Below are 16,554 nucleotides of genomic sequence, written 5' to 3' on the forward strand. Positions count from 1 at the left end.
AATAGCAGTTATATCTGTTACTTTTTGTCCCATAAAATCCGTAAAATCAATGCTAGTCAATCTGTCCGAAAAGTTCAACTAATTCACCTCATAATAACATTGATTCCACCAAAGTTTAGGGATTCCTTTATTGCGTTATCCTGCCCGTTAGTGAAACGCGGCTGCCGATATATGCCGGCAGCCGCGTTTTAGTTATTTATTAAGCTATCGTGTCCCGTTAGCTTAATCTCACCGTCTAACTGCTTTAAGATATGTATCCTCAGTTTTTAATGCAATAGCTTCTTTCACGTCGCTATCTTTGATTTTATAAAGTTCAGTGCCGATCTGATATGCGTTTGAGAAAGCATCTACAACATAGTGCTCGCCACTTTTATTTGAGTAAGACTTTACTTCTCCAACTTTTTGTTCAATGCCTTGGTCATCGACTTTTTCATCAGTTACCCTGTAATTTAATCCCTGAAAAATTATAATCTTCAATGATTGACTATCTGATGCTTCTAGTTTTTTAGTATCTGAACATGATGATAATATGCCAATGGACAGGACAAATATAATAAATATAATGAGTCTTTTCTTCAAGAAGATTATGCACCCCGTTCTTTTGGATTCAGTATTATCAGACGGATCCTATTTGCCTTATGTTGCCGTAAACTGCCAGTTAGCTTAACAAGAGTGCAGTCTACAACTTTATTTTCATGGCTAGTACATTATTTTTCAGTCTAATATTTGTTTCGCCGAACACCAACAGATAATTGCATTTCTACACCCCATTCGTTACACTCTTTATATTGACAAATTTGCAGGTCTACAAAAGGAGGTTCACGCGCCCATGTGCCCCCGTACCAAAGAACAAAATGAGCTCATACGCATGCAGCGCAGAGAACAGATCCTGGACTTCGCCGCGCGCGCCTACTTCCGCACGGGCGGCAGCTTTGATATTCGCGACGTCGCCCGCGAGGCCGGTCTCGGTTACGGCACGGTATACCATTATTACCCCAACAGGCATTTACTAATAGAAGATGTGCTGGGCAGCGGCTTCGAGCGATGCGAGCAAGCCCTGGCAGAATGGGCGAACATCAGCCGCGGCACCCCGGATAACAGGCAGCTATTGACGTATTGCAAGGTACTGCTCCGACTGTGGCAGTCGGACGCCCGCACATATCTCGTCTACAAAATGGCTGCGGAACATTATGCAAGCTTGCCTGAGAAGGATCGACACCACGCCAAAAGAAAATTTATGGAACGGCTGTACGTTCCGCTCCAATCGATCGCCCAGTGCGAAGACGACAGCGTCGACCATATGCTTGCCGTGCTGGTCGGTTGTTGTGGGCTGCACTACTATGCAGGCAATTCCGACCTGGACGTCGATCGAATCGCCCAGCTCGCGATGCAAGCTATTACGAAGGAGTTCTGATACGAACATGGTCATTTTAAAAAGCAAGCATGAAATTGAGGCTATCCGCAAGGCATGCCAAGTGGTGGCTGAATGCCATCGTACAATCGCCCCGCTTATCAAACCGGGTATTACCACCAACGAGATTGAGCGCATATTCGAGGACATTATGTTGAAGCACGGCGCAAAGCCATACCAGAAAGGCTATAAGGGCTATCAATATGCGACCTGTGCTTCCGCCAACGATGTGATCGCACATGGCTTCCCTAGCAATAAGCCCCTTGAGGAAGGCGATATCGTGACGATCGACACGGTCGCTGAGGTCGATGGCTGGCTCGGCGATTCGGCCTGGAGTTATGCGGTCGGGCAGATATCGCCGATGGCCGAGAAGTTGATGCGTGTCACGAAGGAATGTCTTGACCTGGGCATCGAGCAGGCGCAGCCCGGCAATCGACTCGGCGACGTGACGAGCGCGATCCAGCGGCATGCCGAATCACACGGTTTCGGCGTCGTTCGCGACCTTCTCGCCCATGGCATCGGCCGCGACCTGCATGAGGAGCCGACTTATATGCATGTCGGCAAGCCTGGAAAAGGCCACCGCATCAAGGAAGGCATGGTGTTCACGATTGAGCCAATGATCACCGAAGGCACCTACTTCATGACAATCGATCCGGACGGCTGGACCGCACGGACGATGGACAACAAGCTCGCCGCCCAATACGAGCATACGATCGCCATCACGGCTGAAGGTCCACAAATCCTGACCGCGCAATAGAATAATTAGAGGCCGACCAACGAGATGGTCGACCTCTTTTTTACGTATTCGGCATAGCATATTTCTCCATCCGATACATGCGTTCATCCTCTCTCTTATAGAGCCCAAAGGAGCTGAGGCAGGTTCGCGGACAGCGTATCCTCAAGGATCGTGATGGGGCTACTCATCTGGGCGCGATCACATGCCAGTACGACGAATTCATCTCTGGTCAACCGCGCGACATAATCGGAAATTCCGGCTGACTCGGACAATAACCGGGCCAGATGGTGCAATACAAGGTCTCCCGCATGATGACCATGGGTGACGTTAATCGAGCAATTCTGTCCTTTGTTTCGACTGCGGTCATTGCGTTATCCTGCCCGTTACTTCAACAAAACAAAAAGGAGCTGACTCAAGCAAGCTCCTCAACTTTCGTTCCTCGTTAGCTGAATTATATTTGCAGTTCTTTGTTAATGTGCTCTCGTTATCAATTGTATAGAGATTTATTTTCTTTTTAATAATTTATGAATACTCGACGGCTGTAAGCCAGCTTGAATAAGCAATTTAATATTGAAACCTGATTTTCCGTAGCTTAAACGATACCAATAATAATTTATATATTCTATCATGGAAAAAACGTAAATTAACATACCTACAATTAGGTCCCTTTTATTCTGGGCTAGCATAATCAATAAAACAATTACTAACACAGCTAGAATAAGATTCGTACTTCTAAGCACAATCAAGATTTTCAGCATTAAAGATGGTTTCAGTTTACCTGTTGAATAAGCTCTAAATACCCAATACAACACACCTTGAAATAATATAAACACTAGGAATGATAGCGCAAGCAAACTCGCAAGTCCGAAGTCTAAATAAATTTTATATACAACCAAAAAACAAAAAGCGGCTGCTAACTCACCCAACGCAAGATTCAATAGGTGTTTTCTTAGTTTTCTCATAAACCTCCATTTCAAAGCACATCAACAGTCTTTGATCGAATTGCTGTTTTCATTTTATCAAATTAGATTGTTAAGCATAACTGCCCGTTGGCTTAAAAGGCTGCCGGCAGCCTTTTGTCATTGTACTATCGTGTCCCGTTAGCGTAATAAGAAAAAAATGTTGCCTTATGGATTTGTATCACTGATCATCGTCAGAAAACCATTCTGTCCGGCAGTATCAATGAGCTGATAAATCGATTTAACTGCTGAATCGGTAAATAAATACCATTGGTTTTCAGTCGCATCATATAACCTAACATCGGAAGTATTGCCCTTGGAATCAGATAAAATATAGAGATTAAACTGTTTAATGCTGTTCCCTTTTTGATCCAAAAAATCAAACTGCCCAGCCATGTAATAGTCCCCTGGTTTAAGCTGCATAACACTCGATGTGTACCCAGCTGGGGCCTCCACCTTACTTCCTTTGTTGTCTATAAAAATATGATAAATCGCTTCGTTATAGGAACTCCCATTCATTTGTTTTACTATGCTGCCCATTGTATAGTAAACTTCGTGTTGCAATGCTTTCACTATCACGCCGTCTAGAATAAATGGGGCAGGTTCAACAGATACTGTTGAATTTCTGAATTCGACGCTACAGTTAAACGTTTCTGCAATAAAGCGAAGCGGAACCATGATGCGATTATTCTTGATATATGGTGTTGCATCGAGTAGCGCGGGTTTACCATTTCTCACCGCTGTTTTGCTCTTCAATTTTAAGATTACCTGCGTATCGCTTTTTGCGAGCGTAACTTCCGAACCCGACCAGTTGACCTTGGCTCCCAAATTTTCACTGATAAACCGCAAAGGCACCATCGTTCGATTGTTCTTAATTTCGGGCTTCACATCGGAGGCAATAGTAACACCTTCAACTTTTATTTGCATATCTGCCGCGTATGCAGGTGAAGAGATAGATAAAATTAATGCAGCGAAAATTCCTATGAGAACCTTTTTCATTGTATTTTATTCCTTTCTTAGCATATTTTAGCGAACAAATACTATAGACGAGAACTATGAAGTAATGTTGCGCTAAACTGCCCGTTAGCTTAATGACAGCGGTGCCATTCTCGAGAGCTAACGGTTCATTTTGGCTTGGTTATAATAACAAAAAGCCTGATCCATCAGGCTCTTTCTCAATAATTATGTGGGGACATTTGTGTCATTAGACAAGTATACGTTCTTATTATTATTTATCGACTGCTACTTATTCAAAGACCTCATTTGGACTTATAGAAAGAGCCAGTCTCTATAAAAAGAATTGACTCATATTGGTGGCGCAATCATTCATAATAGTTATTCTATTCCGAGCATTCAATCAAAGAGTCACAATTAATTCATCTATCATAAATGACAACCATGGGAATCAATATATCAATCGTCTATTGATACTTTAGATAGAATATAGCCAGCTGGGTTCGGTCGCGAAGCTGAAGCTTCTCGAGCAGTGCTGTTACATAATTGCGCACGGTCCCTTCGCTCAGATATAAATGCGCGGCAATCTCCTTATTTGAGAATCCGTCGGCGACAAGCGCCAACACTTCCAGTTCACGGGGATTCAATCCCAGAGAAGACGGCGGCCTCTTGTCTTCCTTCAGTAAGCCGGATAAGGTTTGGGCTACTTCTTTTTCAAAAACGGTATTTCCTTTGCCTACCGCACGCAGGCTTTCGATAATACTGTCTGAGGGCTGATTCTTCAATATGTATCCTTCCGCTCCGGATTTTACAGCTTCTTTAATGTACTCATCATCCTTAAAGGTCGTCAGAAGCACAACCTTCATATTCTGGAAATGGCGTTTGATCAGTTGAGTTCCCCGTACGCCGTCCATAACAGGCATACGTATATCCATTAGCACCAAATCTGGTCTGTTCTGCTGACACATCTCAAAGGCGTCCTGCCCGTTGACAGCCGTACCGATCACTTCGAAATCGTCCTCCAAGTCAATCAGAATCTTGAGTCCATCCCGAATTAATGCATCGTCATCCACGATAAGTACCCTCAAAGATTTCACTTCCCTCCTGCCTTGGAATTACACATACAATCATAAATCCGTCCCGCGAGTGGAAATTGAAACTCCCGCCCAGATTGCGGGTACGTTCCTGCATTCCGCTAAGTCCTAATCCTTCTTTGATATTCGCACTACCGATTCCGTTATCCTTTACATATAATCGGGTGTAATTCAGATTCACGTCAATCTTGATTTCTACCTTCGTCGCTTGGGAATATCGAGCCGTATTGGTCAGTGCTTCCTTGATCGTGGCACTGAGAAGCTCCAAATGTGCAGATGGTACACTATTGAAGTCCCCGCTCAGCTGCAGATCCACAGGACAAAACTGATAGTTTTCAATAATTCCGTGAAAATATTCCGCACCGAGACTTTCCCGTGGCTTGATATTATGTACGGTTTCTCGGAGCAGTTCGACTGTATTTGCCAGACCATCAATGGACGTTTTGACAATGCTCATAGCTGTGCTCTCATCTTTGGCATGAATTTTATGGGCAGCCTGCAGCTGAATAAAAATACCCGCCAGATTATGGCCAACGCTATCATGTATTTCACGTGCGATCCGGTTGCGTTCTTTCACCTCGGTGATCCCTGCAATTTCTTTGGAGGCATACAACAGCTGGGCCTTTGCCTGCTCCAATTCGTAACGTAATCTTCGCTCATTGTCCAGCGTCAAGGTAAAGCGGTTTGCCTCTTCCCGTTTCTTCCGGATCTGATAAGCCAGCATACCGGAAAGGGCAATTAAAACAACAATCCAATGAAATTGCGGTGCCTGGGTAAAAAAATAGGCAACGCAAACGGAAGCGACCGTTGGCCCGATCCATCCCTTTTTAAGCATAAAATCGTAAAAAACGAGCGCAAACCATATCGAGAAAAGAAAATCCATCGCAACCCCTACACAAGTAAGCAGGAGCGTTGCGATGGTCAACCAAACGGAATCGTAATATCGTTCCTTAACAAGCTGGACAATAATTGCGATCATAACAATTAGGAGCTGCCCATAAGGAATATCTCCACCCGAGATCAGCTCGATGATCAGATATCCGAAAATGACGGTTTTTACAATATATTTCATGTCAGACCTTTCCTAGCATCTTTTGGACACAGTATATCAAATGATCCTATTTAGCGATATCTGTTTTTCTTAAGGTCCCGAAAAGGAAAAAGATAATCGCGAACATAATGATCATTACCGCCTCTTTACCAAGTCCAAGAAGTGACTGGCCACGCAGGAGTTGATCGATACCGTCCATTACCCAATACACCGGGGTAAATTGGCTTATTGTCTTGACGACATCCGGCGCCCAGTCCAGTGGGCCGTATGCCCCACCCAACATGGAGATCGGCTCAATGAGGCAGATGCCGATAAGACATGCTTGAAGGATCGATTTCGAAATGGAACTGACAGCCACTCCGAAGGAGACGGCAGCCACCGAGAACAATATCAGGAATGCATATAAGTCCCATTCCGAATTGTTCATATCCACGCTGTAACCCCATTTTAACACGAGCATGGCAAAAGTAAGCTGGATCACAGCTACAAATAAAAAGCTTCCGATCATTTGAAGCGTATAGCTGCGAACTCGGACAGGAGCAGCCAGTGTTCGGTAAAGCGTATGATTATTTCGGTTTGATATGATCTGCAGTCCAGCAATCAGTGACGTATAAAGCATTGGGATGACCAGAAAACCGAATACCTTTCGGGACTTATCCTCTCCATGGTCCTGAATGGAAAGGCTATCCAGCTTCAGGGAGCCTAGATCCCCGTATTGCTTGTAAGAGGTATAGAAGGCCTTCGGCTGATAACCAGCAGATGCTGCGATCTTCTCAGCTTGACTCGCCCACTCTTTCACATAGATGCTTAGCGGCTGCGACAGATTCGATTCTTTAACTGAAAACTCGTTCAGCCCCCCCCTTTCTCCTTGGATGAGACGATTTGTAAACCCTTCATCAATCACAAGAACGTAATCAACCTTCAAATCTTTTAGTTCCTGTTCAATATCCTTCTCTTTAACGATCTTCATCTCGGCCTTTGTCTCTAAACCGCGAATAAGGCTCTCTGTTAAATCCGTTCCATCATGATCGATTACCGCCGCTTTCAGCGGGGTATGATCGTCAATTAACCCAAGCGACATGTAAACAAGCGGGAATAGAATAATGAAGATAAGCTGAATTTTATTCCGGAAAATTCGTTTTATCGTATGTTTAAAAATGCTCAAGCCATTCTCCTCCTTCCCGAAACCATGGCAAGCACGACGATAATCCCCGTATACAAGGTCAATCCGAACAGGGCCGAAGACATGAAGGTTCCGCCATAGATGCTGCCAAAAAGAACTTTTTGTCCGTATGAATTCGGTGCAAATCGGCTTAGTGTGTCGAACACAACTCCATCAATCGGCGCAATGCCGCCGGAAACCAGCGTGAATACGAACGAAAGAATAAAGAGAGAAAGCGATGAAATCATCGTACTTTTGGTTAAATAAGCCATGATCATCCCAAACGAAACTGAAATCGCAGCGAACAAGAGGAGAACCAGCAGAATCATCCACAAACTTGCATCCCAGTTCGCCCGAAAGATATATTTGGATGCTAGAAACAAAAACATTGAAATCCCGTACAGCGTGATCAAACTGCCCAACAGCTTACCCAATGTTACCCGGCTGCTGCGCACGGGTGCGGCTAACAGCCTTGAGTATGTCTGATTGCCGATATCCTTCGTCACGGCAAACACGCCAAAAAGTGCACCAAGAAGCAGGAACTGAAACATGGTCGTAACGGCATAATAATCAATGCCGGTCGGGATTTTTCCTGCCGTTTCCAGCTTCACCTCACGAATGCCCAAATCGGACGTTTCAATTTCAACTGGATTCGCTTTGCTATCCAGAGATGTGGATAAATTATACTTTTGGATAAAACTTTCCACGATGGGCTGGATGAAAGGCCTATCTTCTTTTCCGTAAAATTCCACGCGACCCTCTTTCCCCTCCTGGAGCTGGTTCGACAAATGAGACGGCACATAGATAAAGCTGTTGATTTTACCGGCTTTTATAAGTTCCTTCCCTTGAGCAATATCCGTAACTGGAGCATGCTGAATCAGGCCCTCTAGAGCCGGGGAGCTCAGATAGTTTTCTAACGCCGCTCCTATGTTTCCGTCATCTTCATTCAGGAAACCCACCTTCAACTGCCCGACCGTCGTCGGTGTAAATTTACTGCTCTGCATCGATCCGAGAAGCAGCATCATGACAAGCGGCAGAAGAAGAAAAGCGGTCATTGCTTTGACATCACGCACATGCCGTAAGATTGTATAGAAAGCAATTGTCCATATTTTCATTGCATTCCTCTCCTTATTCATTTAATCGCGCAGCGATCTGCCGGTTAGCGTCAAGAAGACGGCTTCCAGGCTCGGACTTTCTACGTTTAAAGATGAAATTTCAGCTTCCGCTTCAGTTATAGCCTGAATGATACGGCTGATATTTTGCTCACCCTTTTTCCCGACAATTTCAAGGCGATTCCCGTTCACGGCACACTCGCTGATACTATTGATTTTTTTTATACGCTCCACAACTGTAAAATTGACGGAGGTTAATTCGACTAAAATTTTCTCTTCCGATGACACAAGCAACTTCAGCTCTTCTTTTGTGCCTTGAGCGATCACCCGGCCACGATCCACAACTGCAATCTTCGTACAAATCTCTTCGACCTCCTCCATATAATGCGACGTGTATATAATCGTCGAACCCATGCGGTTCAGCTCTTTGATCGATTTCATAATATGATTCCTTGATTGGGGATCTATACCTACCGTAGGCTCATCCATTATAATCAGTTTGGGATGGTGGAGAATCGCGCAGGCGATATTAAGTCTTCTCTTCATCCCGCCCGAGAATCCTTTAGGCCGATCTTTTCTCCGCTCAGTAAGGCCTGTGAAGGCCAGCGCCTCCTTGACCCGTTCTTTTAGCAGCTTGCCCTTTAGTCCGTACAAACGACCAAAATAGTCCAAATTCTCCTGCGCAGTCAAATCCTCAAATAAGGCAATATCCTGGGGGACAATACCCAACTCTTGTTTGGCCTCCATCTCATTTATGCCGATTTTTTTTCCCAGAAATAGAACCTCTCCGCCGTCAAAACTTGTCAGCCCGGAGAGGATGCTGATCGTCGTCGATTTGCCTGCTCCATTTGGACCCAGCAAACCAAAGATCTCTCCTTCCCGAATCGAAAAGCTGATATGGTCCAATGCCAAAAAATCGTTGTAACGCTTGATCAAATTTTTTACCTCTACGATCATCCCTCATACTCCTCACTTTCTCAATTGTCTCTGTGATCATTTTACTATTGGAAAAAGTGTGCTCACAGTGATCAGAGGAATGAATTGACATGACATTTGTCATATCCTCGTATGAAAAACGATTACCCCTGCTGTCCCTTCAATCATATTAATAGATGGAAACAAAATTATTTAAAACGCAATAACCTAACTAAAAAACGAACAATCGTTTTTAAGGGACGTAAATTAAATCGATTCAGAATTGTTTACGTTTAATTTAAGGTACTGAATTTTTCGAATAATACGTTCGCAGCAAACAATTTGCTCCTTCATGCCTTACGTCGGTCCCCTACATAGAACTGGCATCGAGGCGATAATCTTTTTCGTTTGATCAAATTTCCTAATAATATTAAGGAATTCCTCACTATAAGCATCCTGATACAACCACGCCGAGCCGATCGTCCGAATATGGCGTGATGAGGAACAACTTGCTGATGCCTGCTAATGCATCAATCAGCACTTTTCCAGTCATGACATCGACGAAAAAATGCTCCATGGTTTCCGAGTCATGCGGCCTGGAGCGACTTCCCAAACGAACACCTTCTTTTAGCTGGAGTAGGTCATCATGCTTTAATATTCGCTCGTAACACATATGAAGCAACAATTGCTGCAAGAATTACATGAGAACTATCCAGCAATTTCTAATAACTCATTGTCTAAATTAGATTATGAGTTTTTTTGTTACCTTTTCCCCTATAGCCCTTTTACGAAGTGTACATGGAAATGTGAGACTCCATCAATATTTCCACCTCGTATGAAAAAATAAAAAGAGTGAAGCACTTTAAGCACTTCACTCTTGTATTCACATAATAATAAAAACAAAGTTAGTTAGAACGCTTATGATGTATAAAACTAGCACTATCATCTGTTACAAATATAATTACAAACATTAGTTCTTATGAAAAGAATATCATGCGCGTTAACGCGTGTCAAATAGTGGGTATAACAAAAAAGCGACATCCCTAGACTTTGAAAGCTAAAATTGTCACTTCAATTTTATGATGAATCATTATAGTATACCTAGTAACTGTTTTAATTCATCCGTAGCTAAAAAAAAATACCACATGAAGTATGTACCTGCATGTGGTAAACATTCTATATCACAAAGTATATTCTTGCATAATACAAAACTCGATTGAGATTACTTCTTAGTCTTTAACAATTCTCTCCCTATTATTTTTTCAATCCAAGATAACCACTTCGGCTTATATGCAATACTTGTTGGAGTACCATGATAATGTAGTACATAAGACTCGTCATGATTGAAGTGCATCTCATTAACAATTTTAGGAACATCCGATTCAATTAGCATTTTTTCATTTGCATTTCTTTTATAAAATGATAAGCAAGTAATACATTTATAATAAACTTTACGATCAGAAGAAGTCATATAAAAATATAATTCTTCACCACATCTAGGACAGTGCAGAACATGTCTTGAAAGTATTTTATCAATTAGATTCATACCATTACTTCCTTCCATTTAATCAAGCCCAAAATACTTTAAGATCATTTCTTGCTGTGCTGGAGATGGTTTCGCCCAATTCATCTCACTAGCATAACCAGATCCAGTAACAAACCACTGTCCATTGTAAGTACCTAAGTTAAATCCTAGATCACTTTTTGTAAGTCCTAGTCCTTTATGCGTAATATTAAATGCTGCATCTTGTAGATGTGCTTCGATTGTTCCATCAGATCTAATAATTCCAGTAATCGATCTACCTACTGTTTTAGATTTTTGAGCAATCTGATTCAACTCAGAAACCATACTAACCGCTTTTGCTCCAGTTACAAAAACTGTAGCACCCCCTGCCAAAGTTGTAGCAGAATAGCCCATAGTTGCAACATCTGCGGCAGCAAAAAAACTCGGAACTAGCGCTGGGATATAATATGCACCTGCAGCAACGACAGGAACTACTGCAGCTGTTGATACCCAATCTTCATGTATTCCGCCTTTTCCAGTAGAATAAGGCGTACTCTTCCCAGTTGAATAGTTAGTTCTTACTATAGCTTCGTATTGTCCACTCTTTGTTCGCACTGCAATTGCAGCATCGTGTGCAGCCTGCATTGCAGCTTTATTACCTGCTTTCTTAGCATTATTAAACGCATCAGTGTATTGATCAATTAATTTTTGATCTGATTTACTTAAATATTTGTCATCGTCGATACGATGTCCAGAAGAATCTGTATAAATCAAAGGATTATTACTTACATACGTATACAAATTCAAACTTAATGGATTTGTTCTATTACCCTCATACGCATCCTCATTTAAAAACCGTCCCATGCTTGGATCATAATACCGTGCACGTAAATAATATAACCCTGTTTCTTCATCATATATTTCCCCAGCATATTTAAATGCATTGGAAATCTGCTCATTTTGTTGGATGATATTCCCCCATTCATCGTAGGAATATGAATTAACAATGTTCCCATTTGTATCAACAAGTTGGATAACATCTCCGTGTCCATTATATAAATAGTAATAATCTTTAGCTGTGGCTACATCCTTCTTAACTAATAATCGGTCTCCTCTGACATAATTAGCAGTGGTCTGATTACTTCCATTCACCTCAGAAATGACTTCATGATTCGGATTGTATTTGTATTGTTTTACATTACTTCCTGTGGTTTTCCGATATCGTAAACCATCGGGTGAATAATCAAATGTTGTTGTTGTTGTTGTCCCTTTTTTTGCACCAATTAGTGTATTTCTCAGGTCATACTGGAAAGTTGCCTCATCTAAACTTGGTTTTACATTACTCGTTTCACTTAAAGTCAGCCGATTTCCTTTTAAATCATAACTATAACTAGCTGAAGTTCCGTCAGAACGTTGAATATTTTTAAGTCTATTCAGCTTATCATAAGTATACGTTTGTGATTGAGACGGTTGATCTTTTATTGATTGTGATATTGTAAGTATGTTCCCATTATCATCATAAGTATAGCTAAAGGATGATAAAACAGTAGTACCTTTCTTATTGGTGACCATACTCAACCGTTTTAATGAATCGTAAGCGTATTCCGTTTTCAGTAAACTTCCATCCATCAACGGAGGATATGAAATAGATTGAATTTGTCCATTCGGGAAATATGAATATTTTACGTTAGTTGCATCTGAATCGTTAGCAATTGATTGTCCATTAACTTGTACTGTATCCAATCGCAATTTCGAATATTTATATTGAGTATAAAATTTTCCAGAATCCCCATTTACATTCAACATCGTTATTCGGTTATTTTTATCATAATTTAATCCGAGTTGTGATATAAAAGGACCCGCTTGTGTCTCAATAGATGTTACTCTCTTGGTATTATCAATTTGGGTTGTTAGCGATGAGCTAAGAATACCATTCTTACTAATTTCCGTTCTATCTTCTTTGATGTTATTACTTCCTACAGTAAACGTCTTTGTTTGTGTATCTCCATTACTGCCGATAATATTTTCATAAATCTGTCTGTTTTGTTGATCATATTGATAAGTAAAACTACTATCGTTTCGATCCTTCGTTTCCTGCATTAAACCTAAATTATTATAAGAAAATAACTCTTGATAATTAGATGGATCAGTTTTAGTATCTTTCAATCCAATTTGATTATATGACTTTTTAGTTAATACTTGTGGGACTTCCGCAGAACCACCACTACTAGTAGTTACTTTTGTGATTTGATCATTTAAATCATATTCATAATTTATAATTTGATCTAACGCATCTTTTACTTCAATTAGCCTATTTAATCGATCATATTTATATTTTGTTGTAACTCCATCAACATTAATATTACGCTTTGGGTCGGTGTATGTGATCACATTACCGACGATGTCATATGAAAAGTTTTCGCTTACTGGTTGACTTTGATTAGGCCAATCTTTATATACTCTATTTGCTAATAAATTTCCCCATTGATCATAATCTTGAGAAACATAGCTTGACTTAATGCTGTTTTGTGAAGGATTATTTCTATAAGTAGACACATCTGCAGCAGCTACAAAATAATTGTTTGTTTGACGTGCTTTTAGAATCTTCTCTGTTACATATAGATTACCGTAAGTATCAAAAGCTTCATGCTGTTCTCCCCAAGAATTATAATCAATAGTTGTAGTATTTCTTAGTGGATCAATAGCATAAATAGGTCTTACTAAATCATCAGGATGGTATTGGTATATCGCATCATTAGAGTCTACAGTATATCTTAAAAACCCAAATCCATCATAATAAGATTTTTGTGATGATAATGTAGTAACAATCCCGGAATTCTTCTGAGTATATTTTCTTTCATAACCGACAATCAGTGCTTTTTTTCTAAAGTTCTCCGAATCAGCATTATCTGGAAGTAGACCATCTACATAGGTATAATTGTCAGTCATTTCATACTGAATGCCCTTCGAATTGTTGAAACTTGGATAGCTTATCTTTGTAGTGCGACCAAGGGCATCATATTCATAAAGAGTTGTATTTCCGTTCCCATCCGATTCACTAGTTAACAGCCCTCTTCCTAAATCATAAGTCATTGTTTTCTTAATATTTTGTCTAATTTGCTGCCCAGAAAGAACTGTATTAAAGTAACTTTTGACCTCAATAGGATATGCATAGTAAGTAGATTGATCAAACAGCGTCTCGGTTACTTCTTCTAATACATCCCCTTTATATTTCGTTTCTGTCATCTTACTTAATTTACCAACTGTGTTTGAAGCAGGGTTTGAACAATTTGAAGTAATATTTCCATTATCAATCGCTTCATAGCAATAACTAATTACTGAGTTATCAGGTTTTGTATAACTCTTTAAACGTCCATTCGTGTAATACTCATATTTTTCTCCGACTGATGTTTCATTATTTTGGTACCAGGCTTTTGATTTCAAAAAGTAATAAGTTGGATCATAATCATATTGAATGGTATATTTTTCTTTAGTTGTTTGATTATTATATTGAGTCTCAGTTAATGGGAGTGTTACTTTTTGAATTCCTCCCCAATCGTTATAGGTTGTACTTGTAAATAAAATATTAGGATTATTATCGTTATCACTACTATATTCTCTTGATTCAATTTGAGTAGGTAAGGACTTAAATGTAGTGTTAGAATATGTGTTGTTTATTACTTTACGCTCACCATTATTTGCGCGTATTGTTGTTGATAATAATTGCCCTTGTTCATTATAATTATAAGTTGTCTTCAAACCATTTGTTTTTGATGTGCTTTGTATTGTCTGTGATGAAGAATAGTTATAATAACTCGGAGTTGAAGAGGGACTACTAGGGTCATAGCCAGTGAAATCACCTGAATAAGAATAATTAACATGATTAAAATCTCCAGAGTATGAAGAATAACTGCAAATCATATCATACCTAGAACTTATTCGATATTCTTCTCCAAATCCAGAATTTCCTAAGCGACGGGTAATTTTTTCATATCGATAATTTGTTATTGAGTTTGATTTTGTTACTTGTATCAATGGATGAAAATTAGTCCTGCCTGCATAACCCGTATATGCTGGTTCAGAATAGGAAAAGTAATTATTCGAAAAAGCATCATGAATGAAATACGTATAATCATTATTTTGATTCTTTATATACCATAGAAAAGGTGAATGGCCGTCCGCGTTCCCACTTAACGTGTCATTTGAACGGTTTTTCATATATGTTACAGATTCAATGGTTTTTCCACTCGTGTCCTTAACGGATACCACGATACCTTCGCCGTTAAATGGTTCGTTATTCAATGTTGTGTCATATGTAAAAGTAACAATTCTCCCAACTGAATCCGTTATTGATGAAATCATTTTATATACTTTACCATCGTTTGATGTACGATCTAGATGCTGAAAAGTGATAGTATTACCAAACCTGTCAACAATACCGAGCAAACGTCCATCATCAGCAAAGTATTCTCTTTTTTTATCAGCATATTCTAAATAATATGATGAACTAGCTTGTCCATTATTGAATGATTTGGATGTATCTTGCATTAACTTTAAATCCTTACCTTGATATCCAATCAAGTGAGTGTAATTGAAAGGGGAAAGACTTGTAGAAAAATCAACTTGATAAACTGCCCCATCTCCTTTGTGATAATACAAGTATCCATCAGAAATCTGTATAGATGGGAATTTAAAAGACCACCCTACTCCCAGATCATATCGGGAAAGTAAATAGTTGAATTTCTTAAGGTTTCCATTTCCATTATAGTATCTTTGGTAAATATAAGAATAATTTGATTGATAATTAACTCCTATATTCAAGTCAAGCCCATCTCTACCAGCAAGACTAATGTTTGTTTCACTCCAGTTTAGTTTCCCAGAGGATGGATCTATCATTTCGCTTGTACCATTTTTATCAGAGAACTGAGGCTTTTTCGTCTGATTAATTTGAATTTGAGTAATTAATCCATTATAAACACTATTGATATCTTGATCATAAGTTGTAATTGAGTTCATATTATTTTGATACACAGAATCTAAAACGGAGGTGTTGTAAGTATCGTTACTTACTGAAGGTAATAAGGGGTTATCTGAATCAGATGTTGTTTGTTGAATGTCACTAACGCTTTCCTGTTCTGGATTTATTGTCTGAAGATTCCTTATAATATCTTCCCAAGAAAGGTTATCATTCTTTTTACGGTCAAATAGTTCCATTGGGTTCACTAACCACTTGTTCCCAATAATATCTGAAAGATAAATATCTTCTCTTGTAGCCCCTTTTATTATTAACTCTTCGATATTCTTCTTTGTGTAATTATATTTCTTACCAATTGATCTATTAGCCTTCAGCTTTAAGATATAATCATTTAATAATTTCTTTTCTGGTTGTTCCGCATAAACCGCAGAACTTACAGCTTCTGAATTAATAATAGGCATTTCTTCTATTTTCTTATTATTATCAATATTGTCCGCATAATCTGCGGGACTTACAGATTTAATAATAGGCATTTCATTATTGTCTATATTGTTTATATCAACCTGAAGACCTTGAGCTCCTACAATATTTGGTAAGATGAAAGATAATGTAAGCACTATTATCATTATTTTTGAAATAAGCCTAATTGTCATAATTTAACCTCCCATAAATTTAATTAAT

The 16,554-nt window shown here is 39.7% G+C and carries 15 protein-coding genes; 2 read left to right on the forward strand and 13 right to left on the reverse strand.

The window, feature by feature from the left end; genetic code table 11:
* Window positions 1-228 precede the first annotated feature (228 nt).
* The gene (locus AC3WU2_RS25395) at window positions 229-579 is read right to left on the reverse strand and encodes a hypothetical protein (protein ID WP_492457765.1); all 351 of its coding nucleotides are present in this window, start codon (window positions 577-579) and stop codon (window positions 229-231) included.
* Window positions 580-868: 289 nt separating this feature from the next.
* Here AC3WU2_RS25395 and AC3WU2_RS25400 point away from each other — a divergent pair, with 289 nt between their 5' ends.
* Window positions 869-1,414: a TetR/AcrR family transcriptional regulator gene (locus AC3WU2_RS25400; RefSeq protein ID WP_492457766.1), complete on the forward strand. Its 546-nt coding sequence runs from the start codon at window positions 869-871 to the stop codon at window positions 1,412-1,414.
* Between the two features lie 7 nt (window positions 1,415-1,421).
* A complete protein-coding gene (map, locus tag AC3WU2_RS25405) occupies window positions 1,422-2,168 on the forward strand; it encodes a type I methionyl aminopeptidase (protein WP_492457767.1) in 747 nt (248 codons plus the stop codon).
* A 95-nt stretch (window positions 2,169-2,263) separates the two neighbouring features.
* On the opposite strand, the gene AC3WU2_RS25410 is transcribed toward map, so the two are convergent.
* The 12 genes from AC3WU2_RS25410 to AC3WU2_RS25465 all read right to left on the reverse strand — a co-directional run bounded on the left by AC3WU2_RS25410 (window position 2,264) and on the right by AC3WU2_RS25465 (window position 16,526).
* On the reverse strand, window positions 2,264-2,440 hold the full coding sequence (locus AC3WU2_RS25410; protein ID WP_492457768.1) for a hypothetical protein: 177 nt from the start codon (window positions 2,438-2,440) through the stop codon (window positions 2,264-2,266).
* Window positions 2,377-2,514: a hypothetical protein gene (locus AC3WU2_RS25415; protein WP_492457864.1), complete on the reverse strand. Its 138-nt coding sequence runs from the start codon at window positions 2,512-2,514 to the stop codon at window positions 2,377-2,379. The genes AC3WU2_RS25410 and AC3WU2_RS25415 overlap by 64 nt, the downstream gene beginning before the upstream one ends.
* A 136-nt stretch (window positions 2,515-2,650) precedes the next feature.
* Window positions 2,651-3,109 (reverse strand): hypothetical protein, encoded by a 459-nt coding sequence (locus tag AC3WU2_RS25420; protein ID WP_492457769.1) that lies wholly within the window; start codon window positions 3,107-3,109, stop codon window positions 2,651-2,653.
* A gap of 165 nt (window positions 3,110-3,274) precedes the next feature.
* The gene (locus tag AC3WU2_RS25425; RefSeq protein ID WP_492457770.1) at window positions 3,275-4,105 is read right to left on the reverse strand and encodes a copper amine oxidase N-terminal domain-containing protein; all 831 of its coding nucleotides are present in this window, start codon (window positions 4,103-4,105) and stop codon (window positions 3,275-3,277) included.
* A 422-nt stretch (window positions 4,106-4,527) separates the two neighbouring features.
* Window positions 4,528-5,157 carry a response regulator transcription factor gene (locus AC3WU2_RS25430; RefSeq protein ID WP_492457771.1) on the reverse strand — a complete coding sequence of 210 codons (630 nt, stop codon included), beginning with the start codon at window positions 5,155-5,157 and terminating at the stop codon, window positions 4,528-4,530.
* Window positions 5,126-6,226, reverse strand: a complete 1,101-nt coding sequence (locus AC3WU2_RS25435) for a sensor histidine kinase (protein ID WP_492457772.1) — start codon at window positions 6,224-6,226, stop codon at window positions 5,126-5,128. The genes AC3WU2_RS25430 and AC3WU2_RS25435 overlap by 32 nt, the downstream gene beginning before the upstream one ends.
* 46 nt (window positions 6,227-6,272) lie before the next feature.
* Window positions 6,273-7,370, reverse strand: a complete 1,098-nt coding sequence (locus AC3WU2_RS25440) for an ABC transporter permease (protein ID WP_492457773.1) — start codon at window positions 7,368-7,370, stop codon at window positions 6,273-6,275.
* Window positions 7,367-8,482, reverse strand: a complete 1,116-nt coding sequence (locus AC3WU2_RS25445; RefSeq protein WP_492457774.1) for an ABC transporter permease — start codon at window positions 8,480-8,482, stop codon at window positions 7,367-7,369. Before AC3WU2_RS25445 ends, AC3WU2_RS25440 begins: the two co-directional genes overlap by 4 nt.
* Before the next feature lie 21 nt (window positions 8,483-8,503).
* The gene (locus AC3WU2_RS25450) at window positions 8,504-9,436 is read right to left on the reverse strand and encodes an ABC transporter ATP-binding protein (RefSeq protein ID WP_492457775.1); all 933 of its coding nucleotides are present in this window, start codon (window positions 9,434-9,436) and stop codon (window positions 8,504-8,506) included.
* A 403-nt stretch (window positions 9,437-9,839) separates the two neighbouring features.
* On the reverse strand, window positions 9,840-10,007 hold the full coding sequence (locus tag AC3WU2_RS25455) for a hypothetical protein (RefSeq protein WP_492457776.1): 168 nt from the start codon (window positions 10,005-10,007) through the stop codon (window positions 9,840-9,842).
* A 609-nt stretch (window positions 10,008-10,616) separates the two neighbouring features.
* A complete protein-coding gene (locus AC3WU2_RS25460) occupies window positions 10,617-10,940 on the reverse strand; it encodes a hypothetical protein (protein WP_492457777.1) in 324 nt (107 codons plus the stop codon).
* Between the two features lie 18 nt (window positions 10,941-10,958).
* Window positions 10,959-16,526, reverse strand: a complete 5,568-nt coding sequence (locus AC3WU2_RS25465; protein WP_492457778.1) for an RHS repeat domain-containing protein — start codon at window positions 16,524-16,526, stop codon at window positions 10,959-10,961.
* Window positions 16,527-16,554: the final 28 nt, after the last annotated feature.

This window comes from Paenibacillus sp. EB106-05-06-XG162 (assembly GCF_058791655.1).

Bases quoted from the DNA above. Each gene is read 5' to 3' on its own strand.
- AC3WU2_RS25450 (WP_492457775.1), bottom strand. From the start codon at position 9,436: ATGATCGTAGAGGTAAAAAATTTGATCAAGCGTTACAACGATTTTTTG.
- AC3WU2_RS25445 (WP_492457774.1), bottom strand. From the start codon at position 8,482: ATGAAAATATGGACAATTGCTTTCTATACAATCTTACGGCATGTGCGT.
- AC3WU2_RS25425 (WP_492457770.1), bottom strand. From the start codon at position 4,105: ATGAAAAAGGTTCTCATAGGAATTTTCGCTGCATTAATTTTATCTATC.
- map (WP_492457767.1), top strand. From the start codon at position 1,422: ATGGTCATTTTAAAAAGCAAGCATGAAATTGAGGCTATCCGCAAGGCA.
- AC3WU2_RS25415 (WP_492457864.1), bottom strand. From the start codon at position 2,514: ATGACCGCAGTCGAAACAAAGGACAGAATTGCTCGATTAACGTCACCC.
- AC3WU2_RS25420 (WP_492457769.1), bottom strand. From the start codon at position 3,109: ATGAGAAAACTAAGAAAACACCTATTGAATCTTGCGTTGGGTGAGTTA.
- AC3WU2_RS25400 (WP_492457766.1), top strand. From the start codon at position 869: ATGCAGCGCAGAGAACAGATCCTGGACTTCGCCGCGCGCGCCTACTTC.
- AC3WU2_RS25465 (WP_492457778.1), bottom strand. From the start codon at position 16,526: ATGACAATTAGGCTTATTTCAAAAATAATGATAATAGTGCTTACATTA.
- AC3WU2_RS25435 (WP_492457772.1), bottom strand. From the start codon at position 6,226: ATGAAATATATTGTAAAAACCGTCATTTTCGGATATCTGATCATCGAG.
- AC3WU2_RS25460 (WP_492457777.1), bottom strand. From the start codon at position 10,940: ATGAATCTAATTGATAAAATACTTTCAAGACATGTTCTGCACTGTCCT.